This is a genomic window from Candidatus Berkiella aquae, from assembly GCF_001431295.2.
GTDB classification, from domain to species: domain Bacteria; phylum Pseudomonadota; class Gammaproteobacteria; order Berkiellales; family Berkiellaceae; genus Berkiella; species Berkiella aquae.
The window spans coordinates 2,236,128-2,252,869 of sequence record NZ_LKAJ02000001.1; the positions used below are offsets into that span (position 1 = coordinate 2,236,128).

Consider the following 16,742-nt stretch of genomic DNA (forward strand, 5'->3'; position numbering starts at 1 on the left):
AACTGGCTCGGAGTTTACCTAAAATAATGCAATAAACGCCAGTAAGAAAATTAAGCTGCATTACGCTGTTAAAACCGGAGAGGGCAAGAACCAAGGCATCCGAATGGGCTCAGGCAACCCAAAATTATCTGGATACCTAACATCCACAAGGTATAAGCCTTGAGGAGGTGCGGTCAATCCTGCTGCACGCCGATCTTTTGCTGCTAACACCTCTTTTATCCAGGTGTCAGGGCATTTACCCTGCCCAACCATCAACAGTGAGCCAACAATATTGCGCACCATGTGATATAGGAAAGCATTCGCAGTAATATCTAAAATAATGTTATCGCCTAGTCTATGAAACTGAACCGCAGAGATCGTCCTAATCGGTGTTTTTGCTTGGCAATGCGCCCCTCGAAAAGAGCTAAAATCATGCTTACCGAGGAGGTATTGCGCACCAGATTGCATCGCATCCACATCGAGTGTTGGCAATATCCAAGTAACCCCATGGCGTAAAATACCAGGACTGACAGCCCGGTTAACAATGATATAGCAGTATCGACGTGATAACGCGGATTTTCTGGCATCGAAATCGGTTGAGACTGGCTGCATCCAACAAACCCGGATATCAGGGGGTAAATAGCTATTAACCCCACGGACCCAAGCTATCGGAGCTCTATCAGCCTCTGAATCAAAATGAATAACCTGATTACTCGCATGTACACCTGCATCGGTACGACCTGCGCAGTAGGTCAAAATGGAGTGGTTAGCAACTTTGCTAATGGCCGTCTCTAAAGATTCTTGCACTGAAGAACGCTTTTTTTGGCGTTGCCAACCAAAATAACGACTACCATCATATTCGATGCCCAAGGCAATTCGTTGCATAACGGTTCAAACATTATCTAGAACGAGGGGGCAGATTATACCAAATATGGATTGACTTCGCATCAGTCTTAGAAGGGGGTAATGGGTGATCTTCACCCAATGCGGCATCCTTGTCTTTTTGCGCCAGTTCATTCAGGGGTTGTTGGCGAATACGTGCCGCCAAATAAGCAGAATTAAGCGCCATCGAGGTCTTGGTGTCTTTGAGGATGGATTGCTGTACCCTTCCCTCATCCGGAGTCATCAAAGTCGCTATCCGTACTTGGGGGACTACATCAACCGTCACGGAAGGTAACGGTTGCTCACCTTCAGCAAATAAATTCAATTGCTCTTTCAACTGCGCTGAGCGGGAGAACATTTGATAAAAATGGAAGTATTGGCCATAGGCAATTTCTGTCTGTAATTGCCCTAATACAACACTATCATGAAAATCGACCGCGATTTGATTAAAAGCAATTTCGTTTAACTTATCGGTCGTCACTCTATCGGAGAGAAATTCTTGTGGTAATCGTTGATAAACCAGCTCTTCGATTAGCATGGTATAAAAACGTTCAAAAGCATCTGTTCGAAGCAAGAAATTATTATATCCTCTTTGCTCACTAAAACCGAATCTATCTCCCTTCAAATAATCATTCATTAAATCATAACGAGAATAGGTTTTTCTTGCTAACGCATTCAATGTGGCAACACTGAGTCCAAAATACTTGGTAAAAACAGAAGAAACAAGCGGGTGTTGCATCCATCCACGATTGCTTGAGGTTAACTCAGGTGAGGTAGGATGCTTTAAACCATAAGACGATTCTTCTTTTTCGGTCTGTAATACCACATTCAAAGCATAAGGGATTGGATAATCAATTAATTTATCAAAAGACAAATCAATCTCAACCGTTAATATATTTGATAATTTCTCATTAAATTGATCAATTTTCGTTGTGGCTTGTTGTGGTAATAATTTTAACTCTTGATAATCTACTTCCACTTTTCGTATGGTGTCGACTATTCGCTTATTTTGCGATAAATGACTAATGCAAATGTGCATCTCGAAATTTTGATTGGTATGTGCCGGGGCTAATAGATAGAGCTTATTCTTTTCAATGCCTTGTGCTTGACAATCTTCTAGGCCTAAACCTTGTTTTACTTGATTAGCGCTAAAAATAGTGGTTATCTGTGCAGGAATAGAGAACAGCCCCGCGCCTTCTTTGGGTAATTCAATTTTACCATCTTTATTGAGCAGAATTTCATATTGATTTCCGACAATATCAGTGACTAGCACAAACTCTGCTAATGGATAATTTTCAATCAGTCGATGATGACCTTTGGCTACATAGCCATTGAAACCAATGACTTTAGCAACTAATGCAGGACCTGAAAAGAAAGCATTTGGTAACAGATCGCATAAATTTAAAACGGGTACACTGACTTCTAAGACATGATCTTCATCTAATAATGCCAGTTCTTCATCAAGTGGTATTTCAATCCAATGCGGTTTTAAATGAGGCAGAATATCTTTTGTTGCAAGGCGTGCTAATGTGTTTTCAAATAAATCATAAGATAATGAATGCTGGCACCAATAAGGCAACATCCGTACTTGGTGAGAATTTAATATTCTTGGGATCGTTATTTCATTATCTGATTTTTTATTCAGAGAATTTATAGCCACACTGCTCTCCTTGTACGAATTTTAAGTATTCGACTTACTAATTATAGTTCGAAAGGATACAGCGTGTATACTGGCAAAAGGAAAACAAACTAAGGCTTTTTTAGCATTTTAGCCTGTTTTCCTTACAGTATTATGGTGTGGGCGTTGTTACTTCAACTATTTGACTTTGTGTTAGATCAGCATGTTCCTGTTCATGCTCAATAAATTCACTTTCAACGAACAGATTAGTGAAATTAAAATACATCCCTTCGGATGCTGACTCTTCAATCGACTCCAATGGCACTTCTAGTGATGCTAAGGGGATTTCTTCCTCATAAGCCAATGGCTGATCTTCCCAAAAGGGTTCTTGCACATCATTAGCCTCATTTTCATAATAATCAGCCAAACACTCTTCAGCTTCTTCTACGTGGGTATATAACAGCTGTTTTGCCGCATCTTCTTTGGAGTACCCTTCCAGCATTAATTCCTCCATAGAAGGACAAATTAGTTTATGATGCATCATAATAAACGTCTTTGCATCTGTTATCGTATAACCTTGATCCATCAAATCGTCTAATGATGGACAATCTAGATGCGGCATTTCTGCAAAAAATTCTTCTATTTCCTCAATGGTTGCATGATTGATATCTAAACCTTGATCTAAGAATTCTTGCTCTATTTCACGCTCTATTTCGTTACGCTTACGTTTTGTCATGATCTAACCCAATTTTTAACAACCATTTAAGTTCGAACAAATTATCTTAAATTTTGAAATAAAGTAAGGGTATTCCTGACAAGCGTGATGATGTTAAAGACAAGATTACACAAGGTAAATGCGGGGCAAGAAGATGATACCAACAAGCTGAAGACGTATTTAAAACCCCAAAAAGCAAAAGGGCTTCGTGTAAATACACTAAGCCCTCCCCCGATATTTGTTATGTAATTTTTCTTCTTTTTATTATTATTTTTTCCCTGTTATGTTTATGTCTTCCTGCCTTTTCTTATTATTATAAACCCCAGTTTTTTATCGTTACGCCCATCGATCTGCGTCGACTTAAGCCTATTGAATCACAGGAGGAAAACACAAAATATTGTCCTTAAGGACATGGGTCTTGTGTTCAAGTTTGGTGCCAGGTCAAAAAGGGATGCTAAGAAATACTTTCTAAAAGGAGAGCTACCTGTTTAGCTTGTTCGCCAGATACTTCTTTGCTGAGTTGAATAAGAATCGTTTTTGCTTCTGTATATTCGCCCATATCAATATAGGCTTTGGCCAAAGCAATTTGCGCTCTTTGAATATCTAATTTAACGTCATCACTGGTGGATGCAGATTCATCTGCTGGCAAGGTTTCGATATTGATAATATCTTCGCTACTAGCTGCTTCAGATTCAGCCTCAACTTTACTAGCCATTTCAGGTTCTTCAGGGGGCAACGTATCAATATTAATAACGTTGTCCTTGCCAGCAAGGTTGATTGTATCTGAAGCATCTTGTTCTTCTAAAGATAAGGTATAGTTTTTTCCAAGATCAATATATTCTTGTTCGGTAGGAATTGATTCAATATGCATTTTTTCAATCGACTCAGAAGATTGCGATTGAAATTGAACTGCTTTCTCATTTTTAACTTTTTGGTGTAATGTTTCAATTTTTGACCAAATCTCAGGAGCGGCTTCTTGTAAATTATCTGGCAATGCTTCATACAAATGTTCAAATTCAACATATTTTTCTGTTTTTACATAGATTTCTAGCAGTTTGTAAGCAGCTAACCATTCATTATTTTTTTGCTGCAAAATCTCTTTTAAACATTTTTCTGCTTGTACAAATCGTTCGTAAGTAATGCATTCTTGCGCATCTTCATACAATTTCTTGATTTGTTTTTCAGCAAGATTATCAACATCTGAAAGTTTATTATGCTGTTCACTTTTCTTAAATTTTTTCTCTTGATCGGCTATGGCTTCTAATGCTTTATCTAAATCGAATTGCAAACCATAATTTTCTACTATTTTTGATGATGGTGACACAGCCAGTTTTGGTTGTTTAATAAACTTCGTTGACAATTGGTTAGAGGCATTCTGTAAATAGGTCGTTATGGGATATCGACGCTTCCATAGAATTATCCCTAGCGCACTCAATCCACCTAATAAAAGTAATAACCCAAATAGTCCTTTTGGTTCACTTTGCTCTTCTATCTTAGGAGCTGCTGCTTGCTTTGGCTTAGCTAATTCATCGGCAGAAATAGCTTTCGGTGATACAGGCGGCATAGCGGGATTATCAACTTTAATCGTTGTTGGTTGCTCTTCTTTATGAGGCGTTTCTGTCTGTTTTGCTTTTAATTCAAAGGGCTTTGCTGGTGCCATATTGGCAAAAGGAGCAGGTTCTAACCCTTCTTCTTTCGGTTTCTGAGGTATATCAGAAACGGCAATAGCAAATTGTCCCTGTGATATATTCTCATTAGCTTGCATTGGCTGTTTAACCATCTCTACCAATTTTTTGATTTCTTCTTCTTTCATTGAAAGCAATTTTTCAAGTGATTGGTTTTGATCTTGCAAGGATTGATTTTTTTTAGTTATGTCCTCATTGGAGCGCTTTAATGTATCAATGGCTTCTTCTATCAGATTTAAACGTTCAGCTTCACCTTGATTTTCAGCCTTACCTGCTAATTTTACTGCTGGCTCTAATGATTGAATCGGTGTGACTAATTTGAGAGGTTTTTGTGGCGCTTTTGCAACCGGAGCTTTTATTGGCGGATGTGACGATATTTTCCCCTGGGTTACATAAGATTGCGACTGTTCTTTCGAATATTGTTCAAGTTCCGCTTTATCTGGCAAGTTGAGTACAACACCACTTCGCATACAATTGATATTACCATTGCGAAACGCGTGTGGATTTTTTTCTGCTATCGCCATCAATGTTTGATGAATATTACTGTTTGTCTTCATTGCTAAGCTTTTAGCAATACTCCAAAGACTTTCTTCAGCGATGGGTCCATAAGTTGCACCCGGTATCGTTTCAAGTTGTCTTGTCCTGCTTTGGACTTCTTCTACGGTAACCGCTGGTAAAATGTTTTGTCTACTTTGCGCTGCGCGTGTTGTTGGAATTACTGATTTAGGCGGATCAAGTAATAAGGTATATTCTCGCAATAATTTACCATTTGGCCATTTCACCTCAATGAGCAAATCGACGAAGGGATCTTTAACAACCTCCTTCGTTTTTAATTTTAAAACGGGGCGGCCAGCAATTTCACTTTTAATCACTTGAAATCGAATAGACGTTAACCAACCAATAGGTTGTAACCCTGCTGCTTCATATTCTTGTTGATCAGCAACGGTGACAATTACATCACTTGGATCCACCCCTTTCAAGTCAATTATCGGGATATCCGCTTCTAATGGTTCGTTAAGATGGGAATGGAGAATAACATTACCAAGACCAATTGCATGAGAAACCATAGGTACGAGTGTAAAAACTAAAGACGACAAAATTGTCGTAGCTAGATTTGACACTTTTCTCACACCATTCTCCCCGTCCCAGACAACCTCAATATTAGTTAATTAAATTACAAAATAATATGTATTCTAACTAACAATAAAGCTTTTCTTACTATAGTTTTACAAATAATTTCTTACCAGTAATTGTGCAATTTGTATACTATTGAGCGCCGCGCCCTTGCGAATATTATCAGCAACTATCCACAAATTAAGACCTAATGGATGAGAGATATCTTCACGAATACGCCCTACATAAACTTTATCTGTATTATTGCCTTCTAAAAGAGGACTTGGATAACCGCCCTCATTTAAATTATCTTTTACAACAATACCGGGTGCTTTTTCTAACAGTGCTATCGCTTGTTGTTTAGTTAATTTTGTTTTGGTTTCAATATGCACAGCTTCCGAATGACCTACATAAACCGGTACTCGCACTGCCGTTGGATTAACACAAATCAGCTCATCTTCCAGAATCTTCCGAGTCTCACGCACAATTTTCATCTCTTCTCGGGTGTAACCATTTTCTTCGAAAATATCAATATGGGGGATTAAATTAAATCCAATGGGGATCGGATAAACTGCCAATTGAGGTTCTTTATTCGCCAATATAGCTGTTGATTGCGCAGTTAACGCTTCAAGTGCAGCCTTACCCGTACCTGATACGGATTGATACGTTGCAATATTAATGCGCGAAATACCGACTGCATCATAAATAGGTTTAAGTGCGACAACCAATTGAATCGTTGAACAGTTTGGATTAGCAATTATGTTACGATTTTTATAATGTGCTAAAGCGGCAGGATTAACTTCTGGCACAACTAAAGGAATATCAGCGTCATTACGAAACTGTGAGGTATTGTCGATAACAATACAGCCTGCTTTTGCAGCAATGGGAGCGTAATCTGCTGAAACGCTTGCACCTGCTGAAAAGAAAGCGATTTGCGCTTTGCGAAAATCAAAATCAGCCGCATCTTCCACAAGCAGTTGTTGTCCTTTAAAGGTAACGGTTTCTCCTTTTGAACGTGAGCTGGCAAGAGGATAAAGCTTGCCTACCGGAAAGGATTGCTCCGCTAGAATCGATAGCAAGGATTCACCAACAACACCCGTTGCACCTAAAATTGCAATGTCATACAACTTTGTCATTATTACACTCTCACACTACTTTCCGGTTTTTAATAGCATCACTAAAACAAAAACAAATCCAATTAAAATTAAAGCCAAAACACCTGCGCTTGCAAAACTCTTGGATAAATTTTCTTTACTAAATAACTGCGGATTGGCTTTCATGGTTTTATAGATCCGCCAAATAATAAATAGGCAGATAACAGCTAAAGAAAGTTGGATAATCGTATTCATCATTTTCTCCACTTATTTGAGTAGTCGAGAAGGAACGTCTACTGACCAAAAAGAGGCGTTCCTTTACCATACATCAATAGCCAATGATCGATTAATACTAATGCAACCATTGCCTCGGCTATAGGCACTGCACGAATGCCAACGCAAGGATCATGCCGCCCTGTTGTTACCACTTCAACTGCTTCATTATTTTCATTAATACTTTGTCCTGGGATCCGAATGCTCGCAGCAGGTTTTAATGCAATACTTGCTAGTATAGATTGGCCAGTTGAAATGCCTGCCAATATGCCTCCTGCGTGGTTACTTAAGAAGCCTTGCGGCGTAATCTCATCACGATGTTCACTCCCTTTTTGTTGAACAGCCTGAAAACCATCGCCAATTTCTACACCTTTCACTGCGTTAATACTCATTAAGGCTTTAGCCAAATCGGCATCTAATTTGTCGTAAACAGGCTCACCCAATCCGCAAGGTACATTTTCTGCTTGAATGTTAACTCGCGCGCCACAAGAATCTCCTAATCGACGTAAATGGTCGATCTTTTGTTCCATTGCTGAAATTTTCGTAGAATCGGGGCAAAAAAATGGATTTTCCTGGATGGCATCCCATGAAAACTGCGAGTGTTCAATAACGATATCGTCCATTTGTGCCAAATACCCACGAATAGTAATCGCATTAGCCTCAAATAAAAACTTCTTCGCTATTGCACCGGCAGCAACTCGCACCGCTGTTTCTCGAGCAGAAGCACGCCCACCGCCTCGATGATCGCGTACCCCATATTTTTTATAGTAAGTATAATCACCATGCCCAGGTCTAAAAACCGATTTGAGTGCATCATAATCTTTTGTGCGGTTATCGACATTGTGGATAAGTAAAGCAATCGGTGTACCCGTCGTTTTACCTTCAAATAAACCCGACAGAATAACAACTTTATCGGGTTCCCGACGCTGAGTAGTATAATGAGATTGCCCGGGTTTTCGTCTATCAAGTTCTTTTTGAATATCCTGCTCAGAAAGTAGAAGCCCTGCTGGACAGCCATCAACCACGCAGCCAATCGCAGGGCCATGTGCCTCCCCAAATGAAGTCACTTTGAATAACTTGCCGAAGGTATTGCCAGACATTATTGTTGGACTAACAAATGACGAAATTCTCGTAATTCTTCAGCAGTCAATAGAAAAACACCTTCTCCACCTCGTTCAAACTGCAACCAAGTAAAGGGAACACCGGGGTATTCAGCTTCTAAAAGTTCTTGGCTATAGCCAACCTCAACAATCAAAATACCCGTTGGCGTTAAGAATGATTCTGCTTCGGCCAGAATGCGTCTAACAACGGCTAATCCATCTTCGCCACACAGCAACGATTGCTGTGGCTCATGTGTATATTCTGTGGGTAAAGCATCGTATTCTACTTTTCCAACATAAGGAGGATTACTAATGATAATGTCGTAGCGTTTTTCCCCGACTAAACCATTAAAGACATCGGAATGGATCAATTGTACATTCTCTTCTAATCCAAAACGTTTGACATTAATTTTAGCGACTTCTAAGGCATCTTGGCTTAAATCAACTGCATCGACTAAGGCATCAGGAAAAGTTAGCGCTGCGCTAATGGCAATACAACCAGAACCCGTACACATATCTAATATGCTACTGACATTTTCCACTTCAACCCATGGACTTAACTCATCTTCTAATAATTCAGCAATCGGTGAACGAGGAATAATGACACGCTCATCGACATAAAAATTTAGTCCCGCAAACCAAGCTTCATTGACAAGATAAGGAACCGGAACACGATCTTCTACTCGTCTTCTAATTTTATCTGCTAGGAAATTCTTTTCATTGCTTGTTAAACGAGCATCAAGCACGTTATTGTCTGCATCAGGCGGCAAATGCAAAGCGGTTAATACCAAGTTAACAGCTTCATCCCAGCCATTATCAGTACCATGACCATAAACAAGATTGGCTTGATTAAAATGAGTAACGGCATAGCGGATAAAATCTCGAACTGTTACCATCTCCTCTACAACTTCTCGGGTATTTATAATGCTTGCCATGACAGTAACCTATCGTCAAAATGTAAACCAATCCAGAAAGCAATTCGCAATGTGAATTGCCGACACAATCTTATTATTCTCCTTAGAATATGATGCAAAATCAATTTTCTTTTATCTCAGAAAAATAGTTAACTAGAAAACTTCCGTTTAAGATAGAAAGGCTATTTTGCCAGGCATTGAAGAAGATACTTTACAGGTGTAATAGTGCACTTTAAAAATCTTATTTAGCTGACATTGTATTTCTTAGCTCCCCACGTAGGACCAAAGTCCAGTATACAATTACAGCCTCTCATGTTTTGATCAGACGAGAATGGTAATAAATAAATGTGTATCAGCACGTATACATTGGGTGAAATATGCCAGCAATCGATGACTTTTTGATTCTGCCTGTGAGCGAATTAGATGAATTATTAACCAAGTCACCTGATACGATGCATATCAAATCGATTATGAATTCAATCACTTCTATTGATGAAATAGGATTATTACCAGGCGCATCTGAAGCAAAAACCATCTCAGGCATACTTTCACTATCAGAATCAGCTCATTTTGCGCCACTATCTGAACAAACAGCGTTACAGGATCTGGATCTAAAAGCCAATGGCAGCCCATTAACTTATCATTTGACACAAAATCAACAGCAACTCACTGCAACTTATGGTCCTGATGGCGATGTCATTTTTAATGCTGAACTCAAACCTGATGGATTTTATACCTTTACACTTAACCATCCGATTGTGCGTACTGATGCTCCCAATTTAGCAATAACCCAAGAATGGCATAATGAAACGATTGCAGAAAATGTCTATAAAATTAGTCAACTATTAGAAACCGAGCCGAATAAGCCCTATCAATTTACTTTACATTATATTCCTAGCATGGGCTTATTGAACCAATTACAGATTTATTGGGATCATCAACTATTACAAACTATCAATACATCGCAAAATGAAGCCAGAGGATATACCTTCTCTGTTGAAGGCAATCCCGGTTCTCATACTTTACTCGAAATTGTAGGCACGGGTAGTCATCATGTCAGTGAATTTATTCAAGATGTCTCTGTTACCAGCATGGCACAATTTAAATTACCGATTGATTTTGCCGTTGTCACTGAATCAAATGAACATGCTGCTTTTACCGTGAACGTTACCACCACACCCGCTATTGAACTTGATAATCAAAAACATTTTGATATCTTCTATGAGCAATCTGTTTATCAAACGATTATTGTTAATGATACCAATAGTAATGACAATCCTCTGGCAACGATTAATCTCGATACTTTATTTAAACAACTCGCCATCGAACAAGAAAATCGTTTAATTGAGGTGGTGCAAAGAGTTGAAGATGGTTTAGCAACCAATGTATATGAAATTAAAATTTCAGACAAAGCTCAGCCAATGGAACCTATTACCATCGCTGATGTTCAGCTCTCATTTCCTGGTGGAAATGGTGGAATGGAAGTTTTTTCTCGACATATTGCTATCGACGAAGGAAGCACACCATTAACGATACTCGAACCAATTTGAATTTAGACAAGGCGGCAAATGAGGGAAACCCCAGGAGTGCACACATAGTGCATGACTGGGGTGAGCGAATGTAGCCAACGCAGTATAAAGTCAAAGTGGGAAGAGTTTAACCAAAAATTGAACCATTCGCACTATCATGTGTTTCAACCGATAGTTGTTGAGTAAACGGTGAAACAACAGCAGTATGACTATTTCCTTCGATACCTGGAATAGGATCTGCTGCAAATACTTCTGACATCTCAATCGGTTTATTCACGCCAGATCCATTCGGTGTGACATATTCAGAAGTTATTGGACTCATATCAGCAAGCAATTCATTAACGGCGATAATATCAACGTCATCTTCAGTTTGGCTTTGAACCGGTGCCTTATCCTTAGCATGACCGCCACCAAATAGGCCTCCTAACATGTTTTTAATGTTTGCCATACTAAACGGATTCGCTGATTTAGAAGGATCTGTTTGCTCAACTTTTTCGCTCGCATCAAGTTTAGCATCTTCTTTACTACTTTCCGTATCACTATCAGAGAATTCATCAGCATCATCCTGTGTGTCGTCGTCAGCATAGGCTTTTCTACGGCCAAACATCGCATTAGCAAAAAACTCTCCCCAGCCCTCTGATTTAACAGGAGCCGCCGTCGCCTCTGCCAGTCCTTGTGCTTCAATAATATTAGATAATTTTGGTTTTAAAGCTTCTAACCCTTGTGAAATATGCTCAACGGCTGTTTTACAAAATCCTGTATTGGGTACCATACCATTCTCAAAATAACGGCTATCTGCGGTTAGCAATTCATCTATTGCTTGATATGCTGCGCTATCAAGTGCATTTTTCATTTCAGGCGGAGGTGATGCTAATAAAGTTGATATTGCACTTTTTAAAATTTCTGCATCCAGCGCTTTGCTTGCATTATCAACATTAAATTGCTTATTCATTTGCTCTACAATATTGCTCTCCATCGCATTCATTATCGATGAGGTTGCATAAGCTTTAAGATCAGAAATCAAAACACGTTGCATATCGTTAACACCATCTGTAACAGCATCAACCAATGCCGTGTTCTCTTGAGCAGTAGTGCTTAGTTTACTAAGAATAGCTAAACCTTTTGCTTTCTGTTCATAGCTGTCAACCAAATGCATTAAAGCTTCAGATTTTCCTTCTAGTAATTGATTTACTTTAGCATGTATATCTGAGGCACGAGCAGCTTCGTTTGCCTTTTGTCTAACCAATAATGCATTATCTTCACGAATTTCATCTAAAGCCCAATCATCTTGTGATTCTTCATCTGAATCAATGCTGTCCATACTCTGTTGCAAAGTACCAGTTTGTTTGGCATTCTTCATAGCATCCTTAAAAACATCAAGCATCGTTTTTTCAGAAACCTCTTCTGTAACAGATACAGCTTTTTGTTCAGTGGTTGGTTCGGCTAATTTTTTAACTTTATTTTCTTTGATTTTTTGCCACTGCGCAGCAAAATCATTAGCTTGAATTTGGAATGCAGGTTTATCACCATGCAAGTTTTTAGGTTTTGTTGCAGTCGTTTCCTCTGAGGTTTCAATCGTTGTTACCTTGACAGGGGTTTGTTTGGCTTGCTGCGCTTTTTCAGCTTGCCACTGGGCCATCGATTTCGTAGGTATTGGTGGTGGCGGCATCAAAGGTGCAACAGGTGCTTCTTGACTACCCATACTCAATAATTCATCAACGGCAACCGTATCAATTTGTTCTGTGGTGTTTTTAGGTAATGTATCGTCATTGAGAAAACCGTCAAGCAAAGTGTCAACTACATCATTATCGATTGAACTTGTTAATGATGGTGACGATAAGTCAAGTTTGTCTTGTGCAATGACAGGTATCTCTTGTGGTGGTGGCAAATCAAGAGCATCAAAGTCAGCAAGCAGCGCATCAAGGTCTTTCGCGTCTATTGTGTTTACTGTGTCCGTTGGTACGGGTGGAAATACAATATCTTCTTGCGTCACAGTGGCTTTGTCGGCAGCCGTTTCCGTTGGTTGGAACGGCGGTAATTCTACCACAACATTATCTTGAGCAACGATGGTTTCGGTATGTGGGAATGGTGGCAATTCAAGAGCATCAAAATCAGCAAGCAGTGCAGCAACGGCGTCAACGGCGTCAACGGCGTCAACGGCGTCAACGGCGTCAACGGCGTCAACGGCGTCAACGGCGTCAACGGCGTCAACGTCTACCGTATTCGTTGGCACAGGTGGAAATAGGTTATCTTCTGGCACCACAGTAGCTTTATCCGTGACAGATTCAACCACAACATCAGTTGGCTGAAACGGTGGCAATTCTACCACGACATCTTGTTCAACGGGAGTTTCGGTGTGCGGAAATGGTGGTAATTCAAGATCATTAAAGCCAGCAAGCAACGCATCAACTTCTTCCATGTTAACCGTCTCTACTGTGTCCGTTGGTGGAAATGTAATATCTTCTTGCGTCACAGTAGCTTTGTCGGCGACCGTTGGTTGGAACGGCGGTAATTCAACGACGACATCATCTTGAGCAACGAGGGTACCAGTTTGTGGGAATGGTGGCAATTCAAGTCCATCAAAACTAAAGTCTTCAAGCAAAGCATCGACGACTTCATTATCGTCAGTATCAGTTGATGTTGGTGTTACGATATCTTCTTGAGCAATAATCGCTTTCTCTGCCACGACTTCATCAACAATTTCTTCATCTTTTTCAAAATCTTCTAATAATGCATCTACTGCTTCTTCATCAACAAGCAGTTCAAAACCTTCTAGTAATGCATCTACTGCATCCGTATCTACTTTATTCTCTATAACAAGTTCACCTACTATAGCAGGTTCATCTACGGCAGGTTGCAAATGCTCTTGTTCAATTGTTTTATCATTTAATAATGCATCAAGCCCATCATTATCAAATAATGCAAAGAAACTCCCTAAATCAATATCATCATCGTTAAATATCACCTGCTGTGGATTATGAAGGCGATGGCCAAAGGGCTCAAACTCGACTTGTTCAACAAGTTCGATCAAAGGAAGAACTTGTGGAATGACTTGTGGAACAACGTTTTCAGTAAATAAAGGTTTAGAGAAAATTTCTAATAACTCTTTTGCATTAGCAAAATTGGGCTTTTGTTTAGTGTAAAATAAATCACTGCCAAACGAATATAAATCTTGATAACCTAAAGCATGACTTTCAACCATGCTATTTAAAATAATATCGTTTTTGTTCATCACACGGAAAACGCCTTCTATACCTTTTCTAAAGGTATTTGCTGCCTCTTCACCCAATTCGCTAGGTGATTCTTCCGTTAATTCATTAATTTTATCAATGCTAGGTTTTTCATCAAATTCGTTATATTCAAGCATGCCTTTCTTTTCTAAATCGCTAAGATAAGCTTCGTCAAAATTTAACGTGTCCATCCATTTTTGCTTAAATTCAAAGGGAGTCGTTATTGCTTTCTCATTTAAAATAAATGGAAATACACCCTTTACATTTTGCACATAATTTCCCAGATCCTTTAAATCAACGATTAGTTCTTTTATGGATGGCAAGCTCATAGCGTATGCACCTATTTTTATATGAGTAAAATTAACCTGCAACGAATTTATCAGTTACTTAATTTACTTAAAATAGACATTGGGGCTATAAAAGATAGACTGTTTTAAATGACCGACAAAGGTATCGAGGAGTTTATGGGGGAAAACGTTTATCGTCTGATAAATGGGAGGGCGAGCTCTGGCTCCCGCGGTCAAGTCATACGCTACTTGCCGCGGTTTATCCGCGGCATCCATGCGGGAACTCGGCGAATGACTTTATTCCTTTAATAATTTTTCTAATTCCGCTTCACCCAAGATAGGGATCCCCAGGGTCTGTGCTTTTTTATACTTTGAGCCGGGTTTTTCACCAACAATGACACCATCGGTTTTAGCAGAAACGCTTTCAACGACTTTAGCGCCTTTTTGCTGAAGCTGCAGTTTAATCTCATCACGAGGGTACTTCAAAGTGCCTGTAATAACATAGGACTTGCCTTTTAATGAGAGAGAACCTTCATGAAGAATGGGTTTCACAATTGTCCATTCAATCCCAGCTTTTAATAACGCACTAATAATCTTTTGATTTGCTTTCTCTGCAAAAAAAGCCCTGATTTGCTGCGCCACTACAGGGCCAACATCAGGTAAGGCTAATAAGGCCTCTTCATCTGCCTGCATAAGCTCATCGAGATTGGTAAAATTCTCCGCAAGCAAGTTGGCGGTTGCTTCACCCACTTCCCGAATACCTAAGGCATAAAGAAATTTTGCAAAAGTGGTTTTTTTACTATTTTCAATGGCAGTTAATAGATTCGTTGCCGATTTTTCACCCATGCGCTCTAAAGCCATGAGTTGAGGTTTGGTTAAGTGATAAAGATCAGCAACCGATTCAATCACTTTTTGATTAACTAACTGCTCTACTAGCTTACTTCCGAGCCCTTCTATATCCATCGCCCGTCTTGCAACAAAGTGTTTAATATGTTCAATTAACTGTGCAGAACAAACTAATCCACCCTCACAACGCAATGCGGCTTCACCTTCAACACGAACCACCTGCGAGCCACAAACAGGACATTTGGTAGGTGCTTTAATGGCTTTGGTATCTTGACCTCGTTCTTCAAGTATCGGTCTAACCACTTCAGGAATAACATCGCCTGCACGTCTGACCACCACCCAGTCATTAATACGCACATCTTTGCGAGCAATTTCGTCCATATTGTGCAAGGTTGCATTACTGACGGTCACCCCACCAACGGAAACTGGTTCAAGTCTGGCAACCGGAGTTAAAGTTCCAGTTCGCCCTACTTGAAAATCAACGTCTAATAGTTTGGTTTTCTTTTCTTGAGCAGGGAATTTATAAGCAACCGCAAAACGCGGCGCACGTGCAACAAAACCAAGTTCGTTTTGTAAGGCAAAATCATTGACTTTGACGACCATGCCATCAATTTCATAAGGAAGATTATCACGTTTTTTTAAAAGTAATTCCCAGGCAGCTTGCACTTTTGCTATGCCTTTGACGATTTTACTTTCAGGACAAATGCGAATTCCCCATTCTTTTAACTGCATTAAACTATCATAATGATTTTTAGGCCAAGATTGATCTTTTTCCACTTGAGCGCCATAGCTATAAAAAGCTAATTGCCTTTTTGCAGTTATCTTCGGATCAAGTTGACGTAAACTACCTGCGGCTGCATTACGAGGATTAGCAAATTCTTTTATGCCGCTTGATGCAGCCATTTGATTCAATTTAAAAAAGCTTACTTTAGGCATATAAACTTCCCCGCGCACTTCAATCAAACGGGGAATATGTTTGCCAGTTAGTTTTAATGGAATACTTGGAATTGTTCTGATATTTTCTGTAATATCTTCGCCAACTGTTCCATCACCACGTGTAGCACCTCGTACTAAAATAGCATTCTCGTATAACAAGCTTACCGCAATACCATCAAATTTGGGTTCACAGCTATAGTCAAGCTCTGTTATTTCATTTCCAAGAATCTGCTTGATACGTTGTTCAAAACGTTCTAGTTCTTCGATTGAAAAAGCATTATCAAGCGACAACATAGGGCTTAAGTGCGTAACGGATGAAAAGTTTTTAAGCGCTTCGCCACCGACGCGCTGCGTCGGTGAGTCGCGGGTGATAAGTTCTGGATGATTTTGTTCAATGGCCTTTAATTCTTGAAAAAGCTCATCATAATCAGCATCAGGGATAGTAGGATCATCTAGGACATAATAACGGTGATCATGTTCACGAATTAGCTCTTTTAATTGATGATACTGCTTCAAAAGGGCTTGTGTGACCACCTGTATT

General features: G+C 39.6%; 11 protein-coding genes. 1 reads left to right on the top strand and 10 read right to left on the bottom strand.

Annotated elements, in window-relative coordinates; translation table 11 throughout:
* Positions 1-60: 60 nt before the first annotated feature.
* From truA to prmB, 8 genes are all read right to left on the bottom strand, one after another.
* Complete coding sequence (gene truA / locus HT99x_RS09910; protein ID WP_075067141.1) at positions 61-864, bottom strand: tRNA pseudouridine(38-40) synthase TruA; 804 nt, start codon at positions 862-864, stop codon at positions 61-63.
* Between the two features lie 13 nt (positions 865-877).
* Positions 878-2,521 (bottom strand): hypothetical protein, encoded by a 1,644-nt coding sequence (locus HT99x_RS09915; RefSeq protein WP_075067142.1) that lies wholly within the window; start codon positions 2,519-2,521, stop codon positions 878-880.
* Between the two features lie 130 nt (positions 2,522-2,651).
* Positions 2,652-3,215, bottom strand: a complete 564-nt coding sequence (locus HT99x_RS09920; RefSeq protein WP_075067143.1) for a hypothetical protein — start codon at positions 3,213-3,215, stop codon at positions 2,652-2,654.
* Positions 3,216-3,648: 433 nt separating this feature from the next.
* Complete coding sequence (locus HT99x_RS09925) at positions 3,649-6,009, bottom strand: FimV/HubP family polar landmark protein (protein WP_139016631.1); 2,361 nt, start codon at positions 6,007-6,009, stop codon at positions 3,649-3,651.
* A gap of 96 nt (positions 6,010-6,105) precedes the next feature.
* A complete protein-coding gene (locus HT99x_RS09930) occupies positions 6,106-7,128 on the bottom strand; it encodes an aspartate-semialdehyde dehydrogenase (RefSeq protein WP_075067145.1) in 1,023 nt (340 codons plus the stop codon).
* Between the two features lie 15 nt (positions 7,129-7,143).
* On the bottom strand, positions 7,144-7,344 hold the full coding sequence (locus tag HT99x_RS09935) for a hypothetical protein (RefSeq protein WP_235528456.1): 201 nt from the start codon (positions 7,342-7,344) through the stop codon (positions 7,144-7,146).
* A 35-nt stretch (positions 7,345-7,379) separates the two neighbouring features.
* The gene (aroC, locus tag HT99x_RS09940) at positions 7,380-8,459 is read right to left on the bottom strand and encodes a chorismate synthase (RefSeq protein WP_075067147.1); all 1,080 of its coding nucleotides are present in this window, start codon (positions 8,457-8,459) and stop codon (positions 7,380-7,382) included.
* Positions 8,459-9,394, bottom strand: a complete 936-nt coding sequence (gene prmB / locus HT99x_RS09945) for a 50S ribosomal protein L3 N(5)-glutamine methyltransferase (RefSeq protein WP_075067148.1) — start codon at positions 9,392-9,394, stop codon at positions 8,459-8,461. The genes aroC and prmB overlap by 1 nt, the downstream gene beginning before the upstream one ends.
* Before the next feature lie 356 nt (positions 9,395-9,750).
* Between prmB and HT99x_RS09950 the strand changes: the two genes are divergently transcribed.
* On the top strand, positions 9,751-10,923 hold the full coding sequence (locus HT99x_RS09950) for a hypothetical protein (protein ID WP_075067149.1): 1,173 nt from the start codon (positions 9,751-9,753) through the stop codon (positions 10,921-10,923).
* Positions 10,924-11,029: 106 nt separating this feature from the next.
* Here HT99x_RS09950 and HT99x_RS09955 read toward each other — a convergent pair whose 3' ends face one another.
* Both HT99x_RS09955 and ligA read right to left on the bottom strand, forming a co-directional pair.
* Positions 11,030-14,461: a hypothetical protein gene (locus tag HT99x_RS09955; protein WP_259566260.1), complete on the bottom strand. Its 3,432-nt coding sequence runs from the start codon at positions 14,459-14,461 to the stop codon at positions 11,030-11,032.
* 255 nt (positions 14,462-14,716) lie between these two features.
* Positions 14,717-16,741 carry an NAD-dependent DNA ligase LigA gene (gene ligA / locus HT99x_RS09960; RefSeq protein WP_075067150.1) on the bottom strand — a complete coding sequence of 675 codons (2,025 nt, stop codon included), beginning with the start codon at positions 16,739-16,741 and terminating at the stop codon, positions 14,717-14,719.
* Position 16,742: the final 1 nt, after the last annotated feature.

Bases quoted from the DNA above. Each gene is read 5' to 3' on its own strand.
- truA (WP_075067141.1), bottom strand. From the start codon at position 864: ATGCAACGAATTGCCTTGGGCATCGAATATGATGGTAGTCGTTATTTT.
- HT99x_RS09920 (WP_075067143.1), bottom strand. From the start codon at position 3,215: ATGACAAAACGTAAGCGTAACGAAATAGAGCGTGAAATAGAGCAAGAA.
- HT99x_RS09930 (WP_075067145.1), bottom strand. From the start codon at position 7,128: ATGACAAAGTTGTATGACATTGCAATTTTAGGTGCAACGGGTGTTGTT.
- HT99x_RS09935 (WP_235528456.1), bottom strand. From the start codon at position 7,344: ATGATGAATACGATTATCCAACTTTCTTTAGCTGTTATCTGCCTATTT.
- aroC (WP_075067147.1), bottom strand. From the start codon at position 8,459: ATGTCTGGCAATACCTTCGGCAAGTTATTCAAAGTGACTTCATTTGGG.
- prmB (WP_075067148.1), bottom strand. From the start codon at position 9,394: ATGGCAAGCATTATAAATACCCGAGAAGTTGTAGAGGAGATGGTAACA.
- HT99x_RS09950 (WP_075067149.1), top strand. From the start codon at position 9,751: ATGCCAGCAATCGATGACTTTTTGATTCTGCCTGTGAGCGAATTAGAT.
- HT99x_RS09955 (WP_259566260.1), bottom strand. From the start codon at position 14,461: ATGAGCTTGCCATCCATAAAAGAACTAATCGTTGATTTAAAGGATCTG.